General features: G+C 59.1%; 15 protein-coding genes. 11 read left to right on the top strand and 4 right to left on the bottom strand.

Annotation, left to right across the window (positions count from 1 at the left end; all coding sequences use genetic code 11):
* Positions 1 to 278 precede the first annotated feature (278 nt).
* From PYK22_RS07950 to PYK22_RS07920, 6 genes are all read left to right on the top strand, one after another.
* A complete protein-coding gene (locus PYK22_RS07950) occupies positions 279 to 2,240 on the top strand; it encodes a hypothetical protein (protein WP_157770753.1) in 1,962 nt (653 codons plus the stop codon).
* Between the two features lie 137 nt (positions 2,241 to 2,377).
* Positions 2,378 to 3,841, top strand: a complete 1,464-nt coding sequence (locus tag PYK22_RS07945) for a flippase activity-associated protein Agl23 (protein WP_041975944.1) — start codon at positions 2,378 to 2,380, stop codon at positions 3,839 to 3,841.
* Positions 3,842 to 4,237: 396 nt separating this feature from the next.
* Positions 4,238 to 4,537: a chorismate mutase gene (locus tag PYK22_RS07935; protein WP_041975940.1), complete on the top strand. Its 300-nt coding sequence runs from the start codon at positions 4,238 to 4,240 to the stop codon at positions 4,535 to 4,537.
* The gene (gene pheA / locus PYK22_RS07930; RefSeq protein WP_041975938.1) at positions 4,534 to 5,391 is read left to right on the top strand and encodes a prephenate dehydratase; all 858 of its coding nucleotides are present in this window, start codon (positions 4,534 to 4,536) and stop codon (positions 5,389 to 5,391) included. Before PYK22_RS07935 ends, pheA begins: the two co-directional genes overlap by 4 nt.
* A 33-nt stretch (positions 5,392 to 5,424) precedes the next feature.
* Positions 5,425 to 6,453, top strand: a complete 1,029-nt coding sequence (aroF, locus tag PYK22_RS07925; RefSeq protein WP_041975936.1) for a 3-deoxy-7-phosphoheptulonate synthase — start codon at positions 5,425 to 5,427, stop codon at positions 6,451 to 6,453.
* 3 nt (positions 6,454 to 6,456) lie between these two features.
* Positions 6,457 to 7,311, top strand: coding sequence for a prephenate dehydrogenase (locus PYK22_RS07920; RefSeq protein WP_060635463.1), 855 nt, complete (start codon positions 6,457 to 6,459; stop codon positions 7,309 to 7,311).
* A gap of 92 nt (positions 7,312 to 7,403) precedes the next feature.
* Here the strand turns inward: PYK22_RS07920 and PYK22_RS07915 are convergent, their stop codons facing one another.
* Positions 7,404 to 8,237, bottom strand: a complete 834-nt coding sequence (locus PYK22_RS07915; RefSeq protein ID WP_083437702.1) for a lysophospholipid acyltransferase family protein — start codon at positions 8,235 to 8,237, stop codon at positions 7,404 to 7,406.
* Between PYK22_RS07915 and PYK22_RS16575 the strand changes: the two genes are divergently transcribed.
* On the top strand, positions 8,226 to 10,637 hold the full coding sequence (locus PYK22_RS16575) for a M14 family metallopeptidase (protein ID WP_083437701.1): 2,412 nt from the start codon (positions 8,226 to 8,228) through the stop codon (positions 10,635 to 10,637). The genes PYK22_RS07915 and PYK22_RS16575 overlap by 12 nt on opposite strands.
* Positions 10,638 to 10,721: 84 nt before the next feature.
* Positions 10,722 to 11,900, top strand: a complete 1,179-nt coding sequence (locus PYK22_RS07905; protein ID WP_157770752.1) for a VWA domain-containing protein — start codon at positions 10,722 to 10,724, stop codon at positions 11,898 to 11,900.
* Positions 11,901 to 12,039: 139 nt separating this feature from the next.
* Here PYK22_RS07905 and PYK22_RS16570 read toward each other — a convergent pair whose 3' ends face one another.
* On the bottom strand, positions 12,040 to 13,947 hold the full coding sequence (locus PYK22_RS16570) for an ATP-binding protein (protein ID WP_060635460.1): 1,908 nt from the start codon (positions 13,945 to 13,947) through the stop codon (positions 12,040 to 12,042).
* A 275-nt stretch (positions 13,948 to 14,222) separates the two neighbouring features.
* Positions 14,223 to 16,199 (bottom strand): S8 family serine peptidase, encoded by a 1,977-nt coding sequence (locus tag PYK22_RS16565; RefSeq protein WP_083437700.1) that lies wholly within the window; start codon positions 16,197 to 16,199, stop codon positions 14,223 to 14,225.
* A gap of 400 nt (positions 16,200 to 16,599) precedes the next feature.
* Here PYK22_RS16565 and PYK22_RS07890 point away from each other — a divergent pair, with 400 nt between their 5' ends.
* Positions 16,600 to 17,514 (top strand): vWA domain-containing protein, encoded by a 915-nt coding sequence (locus PYK22_RS07890; protein ID WP_157770751.1) that lies wholly within the window; start codon positions 16,600 to 16,602, stop codon positions 17,512 to 17,514.
* A gap of 154 nt (positions 17,515 to 17,668) precedes the next feature.
* On the opposite strand, the gene PYK22_RS07885 is transcribed toward PYK22_RS07890, so the two are convergent.
* Positions 17,669 to 18,739: a class I SAM-dependent methyltransferase gene (locus PYK22_RS07885; RefSeq protein ID WP_041975930.1), complete on the bottom strand. Its 1,071-nt coding sequence runs from the start codon at positions 18,737 to 18,739 to the stop codon at positions 17,669 to 17,671.
* Positions 18,740 to 19,024: 285 nt separating this feature from the next.
* Here PYK22_RS07885 and PYK22_RS07880 point away from each other — a divergent pair, with 285 nt between their 5' ends.
* Positions 19,025 to 20,434, top strand: a complete 1,410-nt coding sequence (locus PYK22_RS07880) for a sigma-54-dependent transcriptional regulator (RefSeq protein ID WP_041975928.1) — start codon at positions 19,025 to 19,027, stop codon at positions 20,432 to 20,434.
* Positions 20,435 to 20,535: 101 nt separating this feature from the next.
* Positions 20,536 to 20,976: a type IV pilin protein gene (locus tag PYK22_RS17240; protein WP_041975926.1), complete on the top strand. Its 441-nt coding sequence runs from the start codon at positions 20,536 to 20,538 to the stop codon at positions 20,974 to 20,976.
* The last annotated feature ends 33 nt before the right edge of the window (positions 20,977 to 21,009 follow it).

Below are 21,009 nucleotides of genomic sequence, written 5' to 3'. Positions count from 1 at the left end.
AAACGATCGTTTCACGACAAGCGAAACTTTTATGAATACAACAGGCTTGCTCCGCTGTCCAGCGGCGATCGGGCGATCCGCCTTGTGACGGCGAGAACGATTTTGCCTATAATCGCAATTCATCCTCGTGGGAACTTTGCGGAACGCTCCCGGCGCGTGGGGTGATGAGGCGCGTGACCTTCTCGCCGACGGCAGAGCCCATCGAACGCTCCCGGCGCGTGGGGTGATGAGATCGTTCTTGCTCTCCGCGATTTCCCTTGGTGGAAAACCCTTGAGCCATGTTCTCGATTCCGTTATTGAGCGCCATCGTGAGCGGCGCGCTTTTGACCTACGCATACGACGAAGAATCTTCGCTTCCGATGCGGATATGCATTGGAGCGTGCACTGGGTTGAGCGCCCTCGGGCTGACCTGTTTCGTCCTCGCCTCCTTCTTCGGCCTCGGCTCTTCGAGCATCGCGCTAGCGACGGCGATCGTCCTGGCGGCAAGCCTTTGGTTCTTTTGGCGCACGGGGCGTGAGCGCCTTCGCGCCGACTGGCGCTCATTGAGACGAAGCTTACGCCATGCCCTCTTTCGTCCCACACCGCGCACGATTTCGCTAGCCGCTCTCACATTCGGCGCCGCGCTCGTCTTCTGGGCCGTCTTCGATCGTGCGATGATCGTGCGCGCCGACGGCATCTACACCGGTGTGGAGAATAACTTGGGCGATCTGCCGCTCCATTTGAGCATCATTCAAAGCTTCGCAACTGGTGGCAACTTCCCTCCGGAGCACCCCGAACTTGCCGGGGCGCGCTTGACCTATCCGTTTTTGGCGGACTTCATCGCAGCCATCTTCGTTCGCGCTGGGGCGAGCATACGCGACGCGATGTTTTACGAAAACCTCACGCTTTCCATCGCGCTCATCTTTTTGCTCTACGAATGGGCGCGTCGCTGGACCAACGATTGGTTAGCGGCAACGATGACGCCGGCGCTGGTCCTATTGAACGGGGGATTGGGATGGTGGCTGTTGTCCGACGAAGCTCGTCGCTCGCCCGATGGGCTGAGCGGTCTTTTGTGGAAGCTGCCGCATGACTACACGATCACCCCTGACGGGATGATCCGCTGGGGGAACGCGATCACCGCCCTGCTCGTCACGCAACGGAGCTTTCTGCTCGGCCTACCGCTCGTCGTCATCGTCCTTTCGCTCTGGTGGCAAGCGGTTGAAATCCGGCAAATCGATGGGACGAGAGGCGCGGAACACACTAGACGCCCTGCCGAGGCGAAGGTCAACGGGCGACGCCGGATGATCGCGGCGGGGATCATCACCGGACTACTGCCATTTGCCCATGCGCACAGCTTTCTGGTCGTCATCGGAGCCAGTTTTGTCCTTGCGATCCTGTCGCGATGCTGGCGTTTATGGCTCTATTTTTTCGGCGCGGCGATACTTATCGCGTCGCCGCAAGTGCTGTGGATGATGCGCGGGAGCGCGATCGAATCGGAGCGCTTCATCGGCTGGAGCCTCGGCTGGGACAATCGCGGGCAGAACTTCTTCTGGTTCTGGCTGAAGAACACGGGAGCGTTCATCCCGCTGCTCGTCGCCGCCCTTTTATGGCGCGGCCAACGCGCACTCGTTGACAAAAAGCTGCTGTTTTTTTACGCCCCATTCATCCTCTGTTTCCTCATCCCGAACCTCATCAAACTCGCCCCGTGGGTTTGGGATAATATCAAGGTGCTCTTCTACTGGTATGTGGCCTCGACGCCGCTCGTCGCCTTGCTCTTAGCAAGATGGTGGCGCGGCGGATGGATATGGCGCCCCCTCGTACTCCTGCTCTTCCTCTCGCTCATTTTAGCTGGCGGGTTGGACGTATGGCGCGTAATCTCGCGCGCCTCCGAGTATCAGCTCTTCGATCGGCAGAAGATCGCGTTCGCGCGTTTGATCGAGGAACGGACTCCGCCTCGTTCGATCATCCTGCACGCCCCGACTTACAATCACGCCATGCGTTTGACTGGGCGGCTTTCTTACATGGGCTTTGTCGGCCATCTCTGGACGCACGGATTACGCTATGAGGAGCGCGAGGATAGATTGCAGCGCGTTTATGCTTCACGCCGCGAGGGGCGCGAGATCTTGCGGCACGAGGACATAGACTACATCGTCGTCGGCCCAGACGAAAGGGAGATGATGTCCGGCGGCGACTGGTTTGCGACCTCTTACCAGTTGGTCGCGCGAAGCGGAGATTACAAGCTTTATAAGGTAGCGCGTTAAAGCTCGTCCTTTTCGGCGAGTCTGTTTTCATCGAACGTTTACAAGCTTTGCAAGGTATCGCGTTAAAGACCATGCGCCGAGCGAAAAGGGAGCGCGCCAAACGGGACGCCCGAACCACTTCAACCCGCACGTGGCCGATGGCGAGCGCAGCTATCATCATCGTCGCCGCGTTGCTGCGTTTTCTCTATCTTACGCGCAAACCGCTTCACCATGATGAGGGAGTCAACGGTTTCTTCCTCACGCGACTCGTCCGCGAAGGCGTATATCGGTACGACCCGAGCAACTACCACGGGCCGACGCTCTACTATCTGGCGCTCCCGCTCGTGAAGCTCTTCGGATTGAACACTTGGGCGATCAGGGCGACGACCGCGTTATTTGGCGTGTTTATGGTCTGGCTCGCGCTTCGCCTCAAAAATAGGGTGGGAGAGATCGGCGCGCTGGCGGCTGCCGCTCTGATCGCCGTCTCGCCGGGGGCCGTCTTCTACGCGCGCTATTTCATCCATGAAACGCTCTTCGTCTTCTTCACGCTCGGAGCGGTCGTCGCCTTCTTGCGCTTTGCGGAGACGAAGCTTAATGCCTACCTTTATCTCGCCGCCGCATCTTCAGCGATGCTCTTTGCGACGAAGGAGACCGCTTTCATCACCGCTGGCGTGTTACTCATCGCCCTTATACTGGCGCTCATCTTCCCACGCCTGCTCGGATCGAAGAGCGAAAATGGGCTTGCCACTGCGGCCTTGAAGGGTAAGAGGAGAGAACTCCTCTGGCCCTCGATCACCGCGCTCATCATCTTCATCGCGCTCGCCATCCTCTTTTATTCATCTTTCTTCACCAATCCGCGAGGCGTCACGGATGCTCTCGAGAGCTTCAAGATCTGGAGTCGAACCGGTCGCACCGATCACGTCAAACCTTTCTGGACCTATCTCATCTGGTTGGCGCAGGAAGAGGCCCCTTCCCTCGCGTTGGGCATCGCCGGATCGACGTTCATCTTATGGCGGAGGCGCGATCCGCTGGCTTGGTTTACGCTCTTCTGGGCCTGTGGGATCTTCCTCGCCTATTCGCTCATCCCCTACAAAACCCCGTGGCTCACGTTGAACATCATCATCCCGCTGGCGCTCCTCGGCGGTTTCGCCCTTGAAGAGATCTGGCGACTTCGAGCCCCGTTAGCGATCGCGATCCTGATCGTCGCCCCGCTCATCAGCCTCTATCAGAGCGTCGCGCTTAATTTCTACCACTACGATGACGAGAGCTATCCATACGTTTACGTCCACACACAACGCGACATTTTCCGTCTCGTAGACGAGATCGCACGCCAAGCATCGCGACTCGGCACCGGTAAACGAACGAGCATCGCCGTTCTATCGCCCGATTACTGGCCGCTGCCTTGGTATCTGCGCGATTACGAACGTGTCGGATATTACGGCAGAACGACGTTGACTGCCGACCAAATGCTCATCATCTCGCCAGCTCAAGAGAGGGAGTTGCCGACCTCGTTCAAAAGCAACTACGAGCGAGCGGGCGAGTATGTTTTGCGCCCCGGGGTCGAACTGATCCTTTATGTAGCGCGTCACCACCAAAGCGCCAGGAGATCAACGATCCCTTAATCGAAGCTAGGAGCCCGAAGAACTCCACAGCAGAGCAAGCCCAAACTCTGGGATCAACGATCCCTTAATCGAAGCTAGGGCTGATGGCGCGCCGTCGAACTCTCAGGCAACTTCAGTCTTGACAAGCCTTGCGCGTCCAGTTATATTTTTGCCTCTCGCGATTTCAAGGCTTGGCCTAAAGTAGCGCGATGCGTCACTTCTGGTTTTATTACTTCGCCTTTACGTACCGCCGCTCCCGACGGGAGGGCGTGGTAGGCGAGGCGCGCGCGCTCAAGTGAAGCGAGACAGAGCGTAGCGAGATCGAAAGCGAAAGCCGACCGCAACCTCCCGAAAAGGTTGCGGTCGGCTCTTTTGTTATACGGCACTCGAAACTGCCAAAAAGGAGATGCGAAACCGATGGGCAACATCGACGACTGGCGCGCGGAGATCGATGCGATCGATGAGCAACTGGTGCGCCTTCTCAACGAACGTGCGCGCTTGGCGATAGAGATAGGGGTGTTGAAACGAGCGATCGGGCTGCCGATCCACGATCATGAGCGCGAACGCCGGGTGATCGCGCGCGTTTGCCAAATCAATCGCGGGCCGTTGGATGAAGCGGCCATGATCAAAATATTCAAGCGCATCATTCGCGAATCCAGACGCACGGCGATCCAGCGCGTCGCCGCCGATGAAGCCCATCGCGAAACGGTCAGATGAGAGCGGCGAACGAAAGAGTACGAGTCGCTTTCCAGGGCGAGCGCGGAGCTTTCAGCGAAGAAGCGGCTATCAAACTGCTCGGCGAGGAGATCGAGCTGGTGCCACGCCCCACTTTCGAAGCGCTCTTTACGAGCATAGACGAGGGCGCGAGCGATTACATCCTGGCGCCGATCGAAAACAGCCTCGCCGGATCAGTGCATCGCACCTACGATCTGCTTCTCGAACGGACGCTGCACATCATCGCTGAGACCATCATCCCCATCGCCCATCATCTGATCGGATGTCCGCAAGCCTCATTCGATGATGTTCGCGTCGTCGAATCACATCCGGTCGCGCTCGCGCAGTGTGAGCGTTTCTTCGCCGCACATCCGCACATCAAGCGCGTCGTGGCTGAAGATACAGCCGGCAGCGTGCGTCGCGTCATCGAGCGCGGTGATCCAGCTTACGCGGCGATCGCCGGTGAACGCGCCGCGCGCGTCTATGGCGGGCGCATCTTGCGCGAACATCTGGAAGATCATCATGAGAACTACACACGGTTCGTGCTTCTCTCAAGCGAACCGCGCGTCGTCGCCGATGGGGACAAACTATCGCTCGTCGTGCGTTTGAAACACCGACCGGGCGCGCTCTACTACGCGCTCGAGCCTTTCGCGCGTCGCGCGATCAATCTGCTCAAGATCGAAAGCCGTCCCGTCGCCGGTCAACCCTGGCAATACCGCTTCTATCTCGACCTGCAAGCGAAGATGGGCGATCCGGAACTGGACGCAGCGCTCGCGCAGCTGCGCGAGCGCGCCGACGAAGTTCGTTTCTTGGGGTGTTATCGTTCCGCTCAAAGAACGGAGAAGGAGAGATTCTGAGATTCAACTATGAAGGAGTCGAAAGGAACAGCCATGATCATCGCGATGTCGATCGATGCGACTGAAGAAGAGATCCAACATGTCGTCGAAAGGGTCGAAGAGTGTGGATTCCGCGCGCACATCAGCCGCGGCGCCGAACGGGTCGTCATCGGCGCCATAGGGAGCAGCGGGCGGCGCCATGAACTCGAAGCGTTGCGGGCCGCGCCGGGCGTCGAAGATGTCATGCCGATCACGCACCCGTTCAAACTCGTCAGCCGCCAATTCAAGCGAGAACAGACGATCGTCAACGTCAGCGGCGTGCAAATCGGCGGGCCAGAAGTCATCGTCATCGCCGGACCGTGTTCGGTCGAATCGCGCGATCAAATATTGACTACGGCGCGCGCGGTTCGTGCGGCGGGCGCGCACATGTTGCGCGGAGGCGCTTACAAGCCGCGCACTTCGCCCTATGATTTCCAAGGGCTCGGCGTGGAAGCTCTGCGCTTGCTGAAGGAAGCGCGCGATGAGACCGGTCTTCCCGTGGTCACCGAAGTGATGAGCACCGAGGATGTCGATCTGGTCGCCGAATATGCTGATATGTTACAAGTCGGCGCGCGTAACATGCAGAACTTCCCGCTGCTTCGCCGCCTTGCGACGACGCCGCGCCCCATCCTGCTCAAGCGCGGCCCATCGGCGACGATCAAGGAATGGTTGCTGGCTGCCGAGTATCTGCTCTCCGGCGGGAATGAGAACGTCGTGCTCTGCGAGCGCGGGATCAAAACGTTCGAGACCGAGTTGCGGAACACGCTCGATCTAGCCGCTGTCGCGCTGGTCAAAGAGCTATCGCATCTGCCGGTCATCGTCGATCCTTCACATGGCACGGGCCGTCGCAGTCTGATCGCCGCGGCCGCGAAAGCCGGGATCGCCATCGGCGCTGACGGTCTCATCGTCGAAGTCCATCCGTGCCCGGAACGCGCGCTCTCCGACGGTCCGCAGTCGCTCGATCTGACGGAATTCGCGCAGATGATGCGCGGTCTATCCGCCCCGCTGCGGCAGCTCGCGCCGAGCACCTGCGTAGCGTGCTGAAAGATGCCTCTCTGGGAACGCGCAACGATCATCGGTTGCGGTCTGATCGGCGCTTCATTCGCGCTAGCATTGCGGCGGACCGGCGCATGCGGGCGAATCGCCGGTTGGGACATCTCGGCGCGCGCGCTCGAAGAGGCGAAGGCGCGAGTTATCATCGATGAGGTGGACGACGCCTTCGCCTCCGGTGGCGTTTCGACCTCGGATCTGATCTATCTCGCCATGCCGGTCCGAGAAATCGTCAGATTCCTCCGCGAACGCGGCGAGCAGTTCAAGCGCGGGGCGATCATCACCGATGCCGGCAGCACGAAGTTTGAGATATGTCGCGCCGCGGCTGAGAATTTGCCCGATGATCGCATCTTCATCGGCGGCCACCCTATCGCCGGAAGCCAATTGACCGGTTTGGCGCACGCTTCACCCGATCTTTTCGCCGGAGCCTGCTACGTCCTCATAGAAGAAGATCAACGCGCCGCCGAAGCCCGCGCCGCCCTTCAACGGACGATCGAGCTGTTTGGCGCGCGCGTTAAGCGAATGACCGCTCTCGAACACGATCGAGCGGTGGCTTACATCAGTCATCTTCCCCAACTGCTGTCGAGCGCGCTGGCGGCGACCATTGAGACTCATCCGCAAGCTGCTCTGCTCCGCGATCTAGCCGGTCCCGGATATCGCGATATGACTCGTCTGGCGGCCAGTTCCTGGACCATCTGGCGGGACATCCTGACGACCAACGCGCAACCGATCGCACTCGCGTTGGATGCAATGATCGAAAGATTAAGCGCGATGCGCGACGAGTTGAAAGGGGCGACCGAATGCGCAAGTTTGCCCAAGATCGAAGAGATCTTCACCAAACGATCCTCGTAAGCGATCGCTTTCGCCGTTCAGCATAGAGGACTCTGATGCGCGCTAACGCCATCTTTTGAATGACGCCATAAGCACAGGACGATGTGACCCCTTCAGATCTTCTCCCTGTCACAACTGACCCGGTTCAACTCTTCGGCGATCATCCCGCGCACTTTGTGCGCCAATCTCTCGACATCCTCACTTGTCGAAAGTCCGCGCGTCTCGACTGGTGGCAAGAAGACCATCTCGATCGCTCCCGGTCGAGCGACGCCGGTTCCCTTTCCCATTAACCGATCGGTGTTCTTCATCGCGACCGGGACGATCGGCACTCCGGCTTCAATCGCCATGTAGAACGGTCCCTTCTTGAAGGGGAGGAGTTGGCCGGGAAACGCCCGCGTCCCTTCGGCGAAGATGCCGAAGGATTGTCCGGCGCGCACTTTTTTCGTCGCTTCGCGCAGAGTTTCGATGGCCCGCGCGCGATTCGACCGATCGATCGGCACGACGCCGACATAGATCATCCCTTGCCCCAGAATGGGCACCCGCGTCAACTCCTTCTTGGCGAGGATGCCGATGGGGCGGCCCACATAGCAGAAGAGCGTCGCCGTGTCGAGATAGGAGCGGTGATTCGAGATGAAGATGTAAGTTTGATTTGGATCGAGATGTTCGCGCCCGCGCACGATGACGCGCATGCCGCTCAAACGCAGCCAGTTTCGCGCTCCCCAATGGGCCCACGGATAGATCCAATCGGGACGTCTGGCCAGAAGCGAGATGATCAAGACGGGCGGTCCGAAGATCAACAACAAAAGGGCCGCGACCGACAATGACCACCAGTAGAAGAGACGCCCGAGGATCTTTTCTCCCCAGTTTATGGTAAACTCACGCGCGCGCTCTTGATCGAAAGTCGCACCGTCGATCTTTTCGGAAGGGACATCGGAATGGTTCTGCATCGCCCGTCACTCGCACTTCGCGTAATCGTCTGTCTGCTCCTCTTCTTCAGCTACGCGCACGCGCAGGAGAGATTCGACATCCCATCGCCGCGCGCGGTTCTCGGCTTCACGCCAGGAGACGATCGCACCATCGCCGATTGGCGACAGATCACGGACTATTTCGCGCGCCTCGACCGCGCCAGCGACCGAGTCATGGTGCGTCAACTGGGTCGCACGACGCTCGACCGTCCGCTCATCGTCGCTTTCATCAGCGCACCGGAGAATATACGAGATTTGGCTAAGTACCAAGAAATAGCGCGACGACTCGCCGATCCGCGATCGATCCGCGACGACCGAGAACGGGAGCGGCTCATCGGGGAAGGGCGCGTCGTGGTCGCCATCTCCTGCTCGATCCATTCGACCGAGATCGTCGCGTCACAGATGTCCATGCAATTGGCTTACGAACTTGCGACGGCGACCGATCCGGAAACGCGCGAGATCCTCGCAAAAGTCATCCTTCTTCTCATCCCCTCGGCCAATCCGGACGGTGTCGATATCGTCGCAAACTGGTACCGAAAGACTTTACGCACGCCATACGAGGGCGTAGAGCCGCCGGAGCTTTATCACCACTACGCCGGGCACGACAACAACCGCGATTGGTTCATGCTCAATCTGCCGGAGACGCAACTGATCACGCGCCTCTTCTGGCAAGAGTGGTTCCCGCAGATCGTCTATGACGTTCATCAACAAGGGACGAACGGTTCGCGCATGTTCGTTCCACCTTTCTATGACCCGTTCAATCCGCACATTGCGCCGCTCCTGCTGCGCGAAGTCGGATTGCTCGGCCACAAGATCGCCGCGGATCTTCAGGCGGCAGGTTTTCAAGGCGTCATCACCAATGCGATGTACGATACGTGGTGGCACGGCGGTTTTCGCACCGCGCCCTATTACCACAACTCGATCGGCATCCTGTCAGAAGCGGCGAGCGCGCGTTTGATGACGCCCGTGACCGTAACGCGCGAGCAACTCGCTCAAGCGCGCACGCGCGGCATGGATTCCGCTTTGGAAGCCCGGACCAATTTCCCCGATCCGTGGCCCGGCGGCGTCTGGCGCCCGCGCGACATACTGCAGATGGAGATAATCGCCGCGCGCGCCGTGCTTACGATGGCGGCCAAATATCGCGAACGCTACTTGCGCAACTTCTATGAACTCGGTCTTCGCGCGCTCTCCGTCCCTTCGGGTGCGCCGCTCGCCTATCTCATCCCGGCTGGTCAAGGGCGCGATGAGAATTTGGCGAAGATGCTCACAACGCTTATCGAACAAGGGATTGAAGTGCATCGGCTCGACCGCGAACTTCACGTCTCCACCGACCAGGCCGGCGAACGCGAGGCGCCTGCCGGAAGTTACCTCATCCTGCTGAGCCAACCGTACCGCGCCGACGTGCAAGCGCTCTTCGAGCCACAACGCTACCCGAACCGCCGACTGCCCTCGGGCGAGGCCGAACGTCCGTATGATGTCGCCGGGTGGACGCTCCCGTTGCAGATGGGGATCGAATATCTGCCCATCATGAGCGTTCGCGAGCCTCGGAGCGCGTGGCGCCTTACGCTCGTCAAAGACGAAACGGAGATCAGGCGCGATCTCGGACTGCCGCTGCGCCGCGATTCGAAGTCGCCAGTCCAAAGCCCAATCCCACATCCCCCACGTATAGGCATTTACAGAAGCTGGGTGGCTACGGCAGATGAGGGATGGACGAGATTCGTCCTCGATACATTCAATATCCCGTACCGTTCGGTCCTTGACGCCGAACTCCGTGCCGAGAACTCCCTTCGGTCGAAATACGATGTGATCATTCTGCCTTCCCAGCGCATGCGCGAGATCATCGATGGCAATTCACCTGACCGCTATCCAGCCGAATATGCCGGGGGGATGACGGAGAAGGGCGTAGAGAACCTGCGCCGGTTTGTCGAGGACGGCGGCGTGTTGATTTGCTTCGACGCTGCGACGGAACTGGCCATCAAACGCTTCGGCCTACCTGTGCGCAACGCGCTCGAAGGGCTGAGAAGTTCGGAATTCTATTGTCCGGGCTCGATCCTCGCGCTCGATGTCGATACGAACCATCCGATGGCGAAGGGACTTCCGCCGCGCGTAGATGCCTATTTCATCAACAGCGCGGCTTTCGACGTGATGGATCAGAGACGCGCGCGCATCGTTGCACGTTATGCCGCGCAGAACGTGCTCCGTTCGGGCTGGTTGCTCGGCGAAAAACATATCCAAGGGAAGGCCGCGCTCGTCGAAGTCACGATGGGACGCGGGCGCATCGTGCTTTTCGGGTTCCGTCCGCAACACCGCGGCCAAACGTGGGGAACGTTCCCGTTCATTTTCAACGCGCTCGCCCTTGCTGAATCGCCACGCAACGAGTGAGAATGGCGGCGAGGGCATCTCTTTGGCGCCGCTCGCATCAAATAATTGATCCCGCCCGAAGACGGTCGGTCCGAGGAGAGCATCATGAAAAAGATCGGCTGCCTGCTAACGCTTCTGTTGCTCGCCTCTTTCGCGCTCGATTCCAACGCACAAGTGCGCCCACGCCGCGTCGGTTCGGCGAATCAGCAACCGCCAAGCGCGCCTTCGAAAGATAAGAAGGCCGGCGAAGAGGTCGGCGAAGACGACGTAGTGCGCATCAATACGACGCTGGTCACCATTCCGGTCAGCGTCATGGATCGCGACGGGAAGTACATACCGGATCTGCGAAAAGAGGATTTCCGCATCTATGAGAACGGCGTCGAACAGGAGATCGCCTATTTTGCGACCGTGGAGAAACCTTTCACCGTCGCGCTCGTCCTCGATACGAGCCGGTCAACGCGCTTCCGTATGGAAGAGATCCAAGAGGCGGCGATCGCTTTCGTCGATCAATTGCGCCCTGACGATCGCGTCATGGTCGTCTCCTTCGACGAAAGCGTCCGCGTGCTTTGTGAGCCGACGAGCGACCGACGCACGCTGCGCGAAGCGATCATGCGCGCACGCACTGGCGGCGGCACGCGGCTCTATGATGCCGTCGATTTCGTCCTTAACCATCGATTCGATAAGATTCAAGGACGCAAAGCGATCGTGCTCTTCACCGATGGCGTAGACACGATGAGCCGACAGGCGAGCTATGAAAGCACCTTGCGCGACGCCGAAGAAGCCGATGCGCTCATCTACCCGATCCAATACGACACTTACGAGGATGTGAGCGGCTGGCCTTTTCCGCGCCGTCGCCCTTCGATCATCCTCGGGTGGCCCTTCCCCATTCCGGCTCCATGGCCAGATCCGGGCGGCGCTGGGACCGGCACCAGCCGCGCCGAGTATGAACGCGGCACGCGCTATCTGACGGAGCTCGCACAACGCACTGGCGCGCGGAAATACAACGCCGACACGACGCGCTCTTTGGATCAGGCCTTTGCCCTCATCGCCGAAGAGCTGCGCCGTCAGTATAGCCTCGGCTATTATCCGAAAAACCCGCCCCACGAGGGCGAGCGAAGGCGTATAGCGGTGCGCGTCAACAGGCCCAACACGGTCGTGCGCGCGCGCGACAGCTACATTTACACTTCGGCGAATGACACGCAACAGACCGACAATCAACAACCCGGGAAGCCCGAATTGAAGAGGCGTTTCATCGTAAACGCTAAGCCGACACCGGCTCCTTAAATCCCCCGACGAAACGCCACTAAGGCGCATCACGGAGATGGCGGAATCGGAGATGTGCGCCCTTAAATTCCTGACGAAACGCCACTAAGTCCGGGATCGGTTGACAGCAGATCGAACGAACCGCAAGAAGCCTCATGAGTCAGCCGACGGTCTGCGTGTCTTTAGCGCGACGCTCAAGCGCTTGGCTAGCGAGATCGAGTATTTGATCCACTTGAAACGGCTTGGCGACGACCCAGTCGATCCCCTCTTTCTCTCTCTCCTCCTCGCCGATCATTTCGCCCCATCCGGTGACCAGAGCGATCGGTATTTCATCATCGATGGCGCGCACTCGACGCGCCAACTCCCAACCGTTCATCTCCGGCATCCCTATATCCGTAAACACGGCATCGAAGCGATATCGCTCGAAAAGCTCGAGCGCGCGGCGCGCCGATTCAGCCTGCGTCACCATATGCCCCTCGCTTGAGAGGATATCGCAAAGCAATTCGCGCACGTAATCTTCATCGTCAACCACGAGAATGTGCGCTTTTTCTGCGGACGCGCGCGCGACGGCTTCCGGCCCCGCCGTCTGAGCCGAAAATCGCGCGATCGGCAAGTTGATCCGAAAAGTCGTACCGCGCCCCGGCTCCGATTCGACTGTTATTCGACCGCCATGCCGTTGAATGATGCTGTAACTGATGGCAAGACCGAGACCGAGACCGGAATGCTCTTTCGTCGTAAAGAACGGATCGAAGATGCGCGAGATGATCTCCGGACCGATGCCGATGCCCGTATCGCTGAGCGAAATGATGACCTCCTCTCCGAGGGTCTCCGAAGCGAGCCTGATCCGCCCGCCATGAGGCAGCGCATCCACCGCATTGAAGATCATATTGATGAGCACTTCGCGCAATTCAGATTCATCACCCAATACGGTGGCGAAAGAGCGCGGTTCGAGGTCGAATTGGATGTGCGCGCCTTTCGCTTCGGCGTCATCCTTCCAACGCGGGCGCGTGATCTCGAACGCATCCCAGAGGATCTGGTCCACTGAGACGGGTTTCCGCTCGTGATGGCGGCGTTGGCGCGCGAAATCCTGTATCCTCTTTACCGTCTTGGCCCCATCCTCGGCCATCTTCACGATGATCGCTAGACCATGCCTGATCGTCTCCGCATCGTCCGTGCGCAAAAGCAGTTGGGCGCGCCCGAGGATTCCGGAAAGGATGTTGTTGAAATCGTGCGCAACGCCGGATGCCAACTCGCCGAGAGCTGAGAGCTTTTCAAGCTGCGCGCATTGCGCCCGTAACTTCTCCTGTTCGGCGATGTAGCGCGAAAGCTCCTCGACATGACGCCGCGCCGCTTCTAGATTCTGCGCATAGGTGCGATAGGTGAGGTAGACGACCAGAATGATCGGCGTCGTCGCCAAAACCGAGTAGAATCCCCACAAAAGCGTCAGCTTGGCGACGATGATCGCCGCCGAAGCCCCAGCCAAATACGTGACCGACGTCCACAGGTAATAGTTTCGCCAAGTGCTCCAGATCGCTTGGCCGGTCCGCAGCGCCGAGGCCACCGCCACAAGCCCTGAGTTCGTGATGTATTGGACGAGCGCCATCACGCCTAGCGCGAAGATCAAGTTGGCCGAATAAGAGACGTAGATGATCCGTTCCGGCGGACCAAAGAGGCGACCGAGCGCCGAAGCCGTGAGAAAGGTCGAGATCCCCATCACCGCCGCGTTGAACAGGGTGGTGACAGCCCGTTTACTGAAGCGTGGGGAGGACACGGAAGCTTCGAGGATCGAAAGGAGAACGGCAGCCTCCCTTCCGTAAAGCAACAAGGTGAGGAAGATGAGCGTATCGGAGACCGAGATTTGGCTTGGGATGGTCGGGATGCGGACGACCAGACGAGAGCTGAAAGCGAGCGTAATGATCAAGATGATAAGAAAACGGGCATCGAGTCGCTCGACCTGCAGATGCCACGCCGAGAAGAGAAGGACGCCGACGCCGAACGCGATAACCGCCCCGATGAAAGGTTTTTTAAGGCTAATCCCCTTTGCGCTTTGATCCCCTGCGGATTGCATATGATCAGCCCTCAACTCGACTTCACAAGGGCCGAGAAGATTGTGTCACCAATCGGTTCGAAAGCCAAAGTCAGCGCACCTTCTGAAAAGATCCCGATGATCGCCATCTCCACTCTCACTTCTACGCGCGCACTCTTATCAGCCTCGTGTGGCGGAAGACGTTACTGAGATGCTCCCTTGAAGATCGAAGATGGTCGCACGGTCGCGGGCGACCATCTTCGATGTTTGAAGCTCTGAATCGGCAGCGTCGAGGACGCGCGCGCCCAATCGCGCTTTCAGTAATCGAGGTAATCCACGCCGGAATCGCTCTCTGACGGCATCGCCGCCGTATCTTCGCCGTTCAATAACGCGTGGTGCGCCTGAAGGATCGCTTCAGTCAAGCGAGTCTGATCGCTGACCAGCACGCCGTCGCTCACCAGCACACCGTCGCTCACTAGCACGCCGTCGCTCACCAGCACGCCATCGCTCACTAACACGCCAGCGCTCAGAACGAGCTCTCCTTCGTTCAAAGTCGTGCCATCGCTGACGAGCACGCCGTTTCCGATCGCCACTCCATCAGAAAGCAGATTTTGATCCGCGACGAGCACGCCATCGCTGACCAACACGCCGTCGCTGAGCAACCGACCGAGGTCGTAGATCTTCTGGTATCTGGCGATGAGATCTGAGCCGAAGGCGTAGGTGTAACCGAGGATGATCCCCTGGGCCCAAGCGAAGGTATATCCGGCGATCGTCGTTGAAGGCGCCGGTAAAGTCGAAGAGATAAGAAGCGGCTCGCCCGCAAGAAACGCACCGGATAGATCCGTCCTGACGAGGGTCGCCAATCGGATGGCGCCTTCGATGTTGACTTGCCCGGCGCCCTGTTCGAGCATGTTGAAACTGGCGAGCGGTTGCGCCGTGTACATCAAGATCGCTTTGACCAGATTAGGCGTTAACTTCGGATTGGCTTGCAGCAGCAACGCAGCCCCTCCAGCGACCACCGGAGCGGCCATCGACGTGCCGCTCAAGTACATCATGTCGCGATCGGGCCACGGGCTGACGTTCGCCTCTAATTCCGGATGCTGCGCGACGAGCGCGTTATTCGCCGCTTTGGCCGCGACGATCCTGTTTCCCGGCGCGACTAGATCGGGTTTGATCAGGTTATCATAATGCTTGATGCCAAGCGGATCGGTCCAGCAACTTCGCGTCGGACCGCGCGAGCTATAGGAAGCGACCGTATCATCGCTGCGGTAGTCGGTGCCAAAGGTATTGGTCGCACCAACGGTGATCACAGAAGGATCGTTACCGGGGGCATGGATCGCCCCGTAGAGTTTCACTCCGTTTCCATCTTTGCCGTTGTTGCCCGCTGCCGCGACGACGACCACACCGGCATCGACCAATTGCCGCACGGCGCGACAGAGCGGATCATCTCTGTAGGATTCGACCGCCGGCGTGCCGAGACTCAAGTTGACGACTCGAATGTTGTAGGTCGTCCGATTGCTTATGATCCAATCTATCGCCTCCAGCAGATTTGAGGTGCGACCGACGCCGTCTTCATCAAGCACGCGCAGGTTAATGATCTTCGCGTTCGGCGCAATGCCAACATACTTCCCTTGCGCGATGCGTCCGTTGCCAGCGGCGATCGAAGCGACGTGCGTGCCATGCCCGTAAGGATCGTCAACGCGCCCTTCTCCGGTAAAATCGCGACTTAAGACGATACGCGAATTGCCGTAACGATCGAGGAACGATTTATGCCGCGCATCGATGCCCGAATCGAGGATCGCAATTCCGACTCCAGTCCCATCCAATCCAGGTTGATGGCCCGATTGAGTCCATAACTGGCGTGCCAGATCCGTCCCCGTAGTCGCCGACAAGTGTCCGAAAGTTCTGACCTCACGATCGAGCGAGAGACGAAGGACGCCATTCAATTCCGCCAATCTCTCGGCGACGCTGAGCGGCAGTTCGACCGCATTCATCCGCAAGTTACGAAACCGCCGCCGGAAGCGACCGCCGACGACGCTGAGGAAGGATGTGACCGCCGGATCATCGGCACTCCCGCTCAACTGTACGATGACACGGACTCGCTCGTTCGCATCGCGCTGCCGCTTTATACGTTCGAGCAGATCCGGAGAGAGGCGAGCTCTTCTAACCTGCCACGAATTTGGCCGATCTGCGCGCCCCTGTGCCACACTTCGAGGCTGAGATAAGAGAGATGAAGTCGCAATGAGCGCAACGGTGAGAAGTTTGATCAAAAGGCGCTGTAGTCGGGGAAACATAACTTTAAACTCCTTATGGGAAGCTCGAGTCGCCAAGCGCCGGTTCTGGATTCGACATAGCTTTCGCGGCACAAAGCGCTGGGCGCAATGGCGTTGCTGTGATTTTAGAGAGCAAACGGCGTACCGCACAACCTTCCCATCGCCCGTCAGCCGAGTTTGCCTTCGCTCGAAGCCGATCTCGGCACAGCATGCCAAGCGCCGTTTGAAACCAGAAGAGGTCCGATCTGATCGAAGGAGGTCAATTTGACGGTCCGAGGCAGGCAAAATGAACGAAAGGGATTGCGCGCCAGCGATCGATCGCTATATAACCGGATTTCAGACGTTGGAATCGTCAGGTGTTCGATTCTCTCGGTCGCCGGCGGCCTTCGGCTTAGGGCGATGGCCCAAGGAGAGCTTATCGATGCGAAGATGGGGTGTGAAGCTCTGGTGCGCCTTCGCTCTGGTTCTGGGCGGGGCAGCAGATCATAAGACTCAAAGTCGCAACGTTGACGGGCAGGTGAGGTCCGTGACGATCCCTGTGACGGTCAAAACTCCGACCGAAGCATTGCCATCGCTGGCCGTGTTCGAGGATGGCGAGATGCAACAGATCCTATCGATACGGGGACCGATCCGTTCACCGATGCAACTGGCGATCCTCGTGCAAGACGATGTCGCCTCCTCGATCAGCGCTGAACTCCAATCGCTCGCGCGTTTCATCAAAGACCTTCCCGAAGGATCGCGCGTGATGATAGGGTACCTGACCGCCGGAACGCTGCAAGTCAGGCAGCGCTTCACGATGGACGCAGAACGAGCTGCCCAAGCGTTGCGCGTCCCGATCGGGACGGCGAGCGCCGCTCCGTTCAACCCTTATGTGCAAGTCATCGAAGCGTTGCGCCGCTTCGATGGGCTGCCGACCGGGCGACGCGCCGTCATCATGATCTCCGATGGGCTCGATCTATCGCGCGGACTCGACGCAGCGTCCCCAACTCAAAGCATAGATCTCGAACGCGCGATCCGCGAAGCGCAGAGGCGCGCCGTCGCCATCTACGCCATCTACGCTCCGACGTTCGGCGGCGCAGGGCTCGGCGGACTACGCTTGATCAACTACGGGCAAGGGTCGCTCAACCGCATCGCGCAAGAGACGGGCGGCCAAGCTTTCTTCCAAGGGACCGGCGCGCCGGTGAGCATTGAACCTTTCTTGCGCGAGATCAACGCCGCGTTCAGGCGTCAGCTCGCCATCACATATCTTTCGACGCATCCCGAAAAAGGGTCCCACCGCATCGAACTGCGCGCCAATGGCATCGAGATGCGCTATCCGCCCGGCTACACGCGCTGAAAAAGGAGCATCTACGGTCCGCTTCTTCGAAGACGAGCGCCGCAAGACGAGAGCCGTTTGAACGCACGGAAGTTTCGAGATCTTCTGTGCCAGATAGAGGGTCTCGAAACCTCCGCCCGCGCTTCTCGGGCAAAACGCGCCCCCACTGAGGATTTCAATGGCGCGCTTCGAAGATGCGATTGAACGGCGTTTCAGCCGCGCGGCGGAATCTGCTGAATCCACCCGCCACGACGGCCTCTCGCAATTCCGCTTCCGTCGCCACGGCGCCCAAAGCTGGTCCACCAGCGGCCAGCGCATTCGGCGTGCAACAGAGCGTGGACGCGGCGGAGAAGAGCTGCCCGACCGGATTGAAATTCTCTTCCACGCGTTCGCCGGCCATCGGCTCGACGATCATCACGCTCCCATCTTTGGCCAGAGCATCGCAGGCGCGCCGCGCTGAACCCACAGGATCGGCCATATCATGGAAGCAATCGAAATAGGCGATGAGTTCGTAGCCACTCCCCGGGAACTCAGTCGAATCGGCCACTTCGAACTTGACGCGATCACTAACGCCAGCCTCTTTCGCCACCGCGCGCGCGCGTTCGATCGAAGGCGCATGATTGTCGAAACCGTAGAACCGCGATCGCGGAAAGGACTGTGCCATGATGATCGTTGAAACGCCATGGCCGCAGCCGATGTCGGCAACCGTGCTCCCCTTTTCGAGCTTCTCTTTGACTCCGGTCAGAGCTGGGATCCAATCGTTCACGATGTGCGCCATGTATCCCGGACGAAAAAGTCGCTCCGTCCCGACGAACAGGTCAGCATCGTGTTCCCCCCAAGTCATGCCGCCACCATCGCGGAAACATTGCGTGATGCGCGCTTGAGCTTGCGATAGGGCTTTGAGGAGATGAAAAGCTCCGCCCAGATAGAACGGACTGTCTTCATCCAACAGCACCGTCGCTTGCTCCGGTGAGAGGGAGTAGCGGCCCGTCTGCGCATCGTATTCGACATAACCACAAGCGGCTTGATTTATCAGCCACTCGCGGATGTAACGTTGCGTCGTTCCGGTATGCGATGCAAGCTCCTGCGGCGTCATCGGCCCACTTTCAGCTAAAGCTTTATAAAGGCCCAATCGTTGTCCGATGTAACCGAGCGAAGAGCTTAGCGCAATGGCCAGATCACCGAGCATCTTGCCGACGAAATCCTGCAGCTTGGTCTCATCGACCCTGCGCGTTTGAGGTTGCATTTTTCAGGTCTCCTTTCGAGGGCTATGTCGAGGTAGGTTTCCTCGCGAGGCGCGCAAGCAAGCATCTTCAGGCGGGCTGATGTAGTGCGGTTCTACTACAGCCACGCGGATGAGTCAAGCCGACACGAGGCTCATCCGGTCACTTTCGCCCCTCACGGCGCGAAAGATTCGGTGTGCGCCGCGTGCCAAGCCACCCGATCAAATTTGCCCTTCAATTTTCGAAGATTCGAGATAAAATCAAGGGCCGTAATTTTTCTCATCTCTGGTTTTTAAGGTTCTGCTGCGATGGCGAAACTTCTCGTCGTTGACGACGAACAGAGCATGCGCCAACTGCTAAGTCTAGTCTTCGGGCGCGAAGGTTATGAGGTACGCACCGCCCGCACGGGGCGCGAAGCGCTGGAGATCTTGCGCCTCTCCGCGGTCGATGTCATCATCTCCGATGTCAAGATGCCCGATATGTCGGGGATCGAACTTTTGCGCGAAGCCCGCGCCATCGCCCCCGATACGCCCGTCATCATGATGACGGCCTTCGCCACGATCGAAACGGCCCGCGAAGCCTTCAAACTCGGTGCCGACGACTTCGTTCAAAAACCTTTCGATGTCGATGAGCTTAAAGAGATTGTCCGGCGCGCTTTCGATAAGCTGCAACTGGTCGAGGAGAATCGCGCCTTTCGCCGGGCACAAGCCGAACGCGGGCGTCTGGATCAGATCATCGGGCGCTCGAGGCGCATGCAGGCTGTCTATCAGATGATCGAACAAGTCGCGCCATTAAATTCGACCGTCCTGATTACGGGTGAATCCGGCACAGGCAAAGAACTGGTCGCGCGCGCCATACACAACTTGAGTCCGCGGGCCGATAAGCCTTTCGTCTCGGTCAATTGCGGCGCGCTGACCGAAACGCTCCTCGAATCCGAGCTCTTCGGCTACCGCAAAGGGGCTTTCACCGGCGCAACCCAAAACCGCAAGGGATTGTTCGAAGCCGCCGGTCACGGGACCATCTTCCTCGATGAGGTCGGCGAGATGTCGCCCGCCATGCAGGTGAAATTGCTGCGCGTGCTACAGGAACGTAAAGTCCGCCCCTTAGGCTCGCCCGAAGAGATCGCAACAGAGGCGCGCGTAATTGCGGCGACCAATCGGGATCTCGCTAAAATGGTCAAACAGGGCGCCTTCCGGGAAGACCTTTACTATCGCATCTCGGTGATCCCGATAGAGATCCCGCCGCTGCGCGAACGGCGTGAAGACATCCCGTTACTGGTCGAGCATTTCCTCGAAAAATTCTGCGCTCAGACGGGAAAGCGCTTGAAAATCAGCACACGCGCGCTCGCGCTGCTCGAAAGCTATTCGTGGCCTGGCAACGTGCGTGAATTGGAGCACACGATCGAGCGCGCCGTCGCGCTCGAACCGACCGAGGAGATCCAGCCTGAGCGCTTGCCCGATCCCGTGCGCAACGAAGTCGCGCGCACGCCGCAAACCGATTTCACCTTCCCCGAAGAGGGCATTAGCCTCTTCGATCACTTGAACGCTCTCGAACGGGCCTACGTCATCGAAGCCCTGCGCCGCACAGGCGGCAATCAGACTCGCGCCGCCGAGCTATTGCACATCCCGGTCCGCTCACTGCGCCATCTGATAGACAAACATGAGATCCGCGCCCTTTCGGCACAGCTCCGCTCCGAAGCGGCGCGCGGAGCCGAATGACCGAACGAGCGCTTCGGAGCTTCCCCTTGTGGCACGCATATTGCTCGTTTTTTGCTCGGTCGCCGCGTGCTGGACGGTGACTGAAAGGAGAAGTTCTTAATATGCCCCCATGTCCTTCTCAGCAACGCGGTTTCTCGCTCGTTGAACTCCTTATCGTCGTCGCGGTCATCGGCATTCTTGCAGCCATCGCCATCCCACACTATCTACACGCACGCCAATCGGCAAGCGCTTCCTCAGCGATTAGCTCACTGCGCCTCATCCACTCCAGTCAAACCGCCTACCACGCGCTGCACGGCGTTTATGGAGACCTAACCGCACTCGGCAATGAAGGTTATATCAGCGATCCGAGCCTGCGCAGCGGCTTCAAAAGCCACTACGCTTTCAGCGTCACGGTCGATTCGACCAACCCATCCGTGAACTACGAAGCCACCGCGACGCCCTCTCAAACGCCTACCATCTGGCATCATTACTTCATCGATGCCTCGGGCGTGATTCGATACGCCGTCGGTACGCCCGCAACTTCCAGCAGCCCTCCGATCTGAAGCCTGACTGCCTTTCTCTCCTCCTTTCCCCTT

It is taken from the genome of Pyrinomonas methylaliphatogenes, from assembly GCF_000820845.2.
In the GTDB taxonomy this organism is placed as follows: domain Bacteria; phylum Acidobacteriota; class Blastocatellia; order Pyrinomonadales; family Pyrinomonadaceae; genus Pyrinomonas; species Pyrinomonas methylaliphatogenes.
Note: the sequence above shows the minus strand (reverse complement) of the source record. Positions and strands in the feature narration are given on the sequence as shown.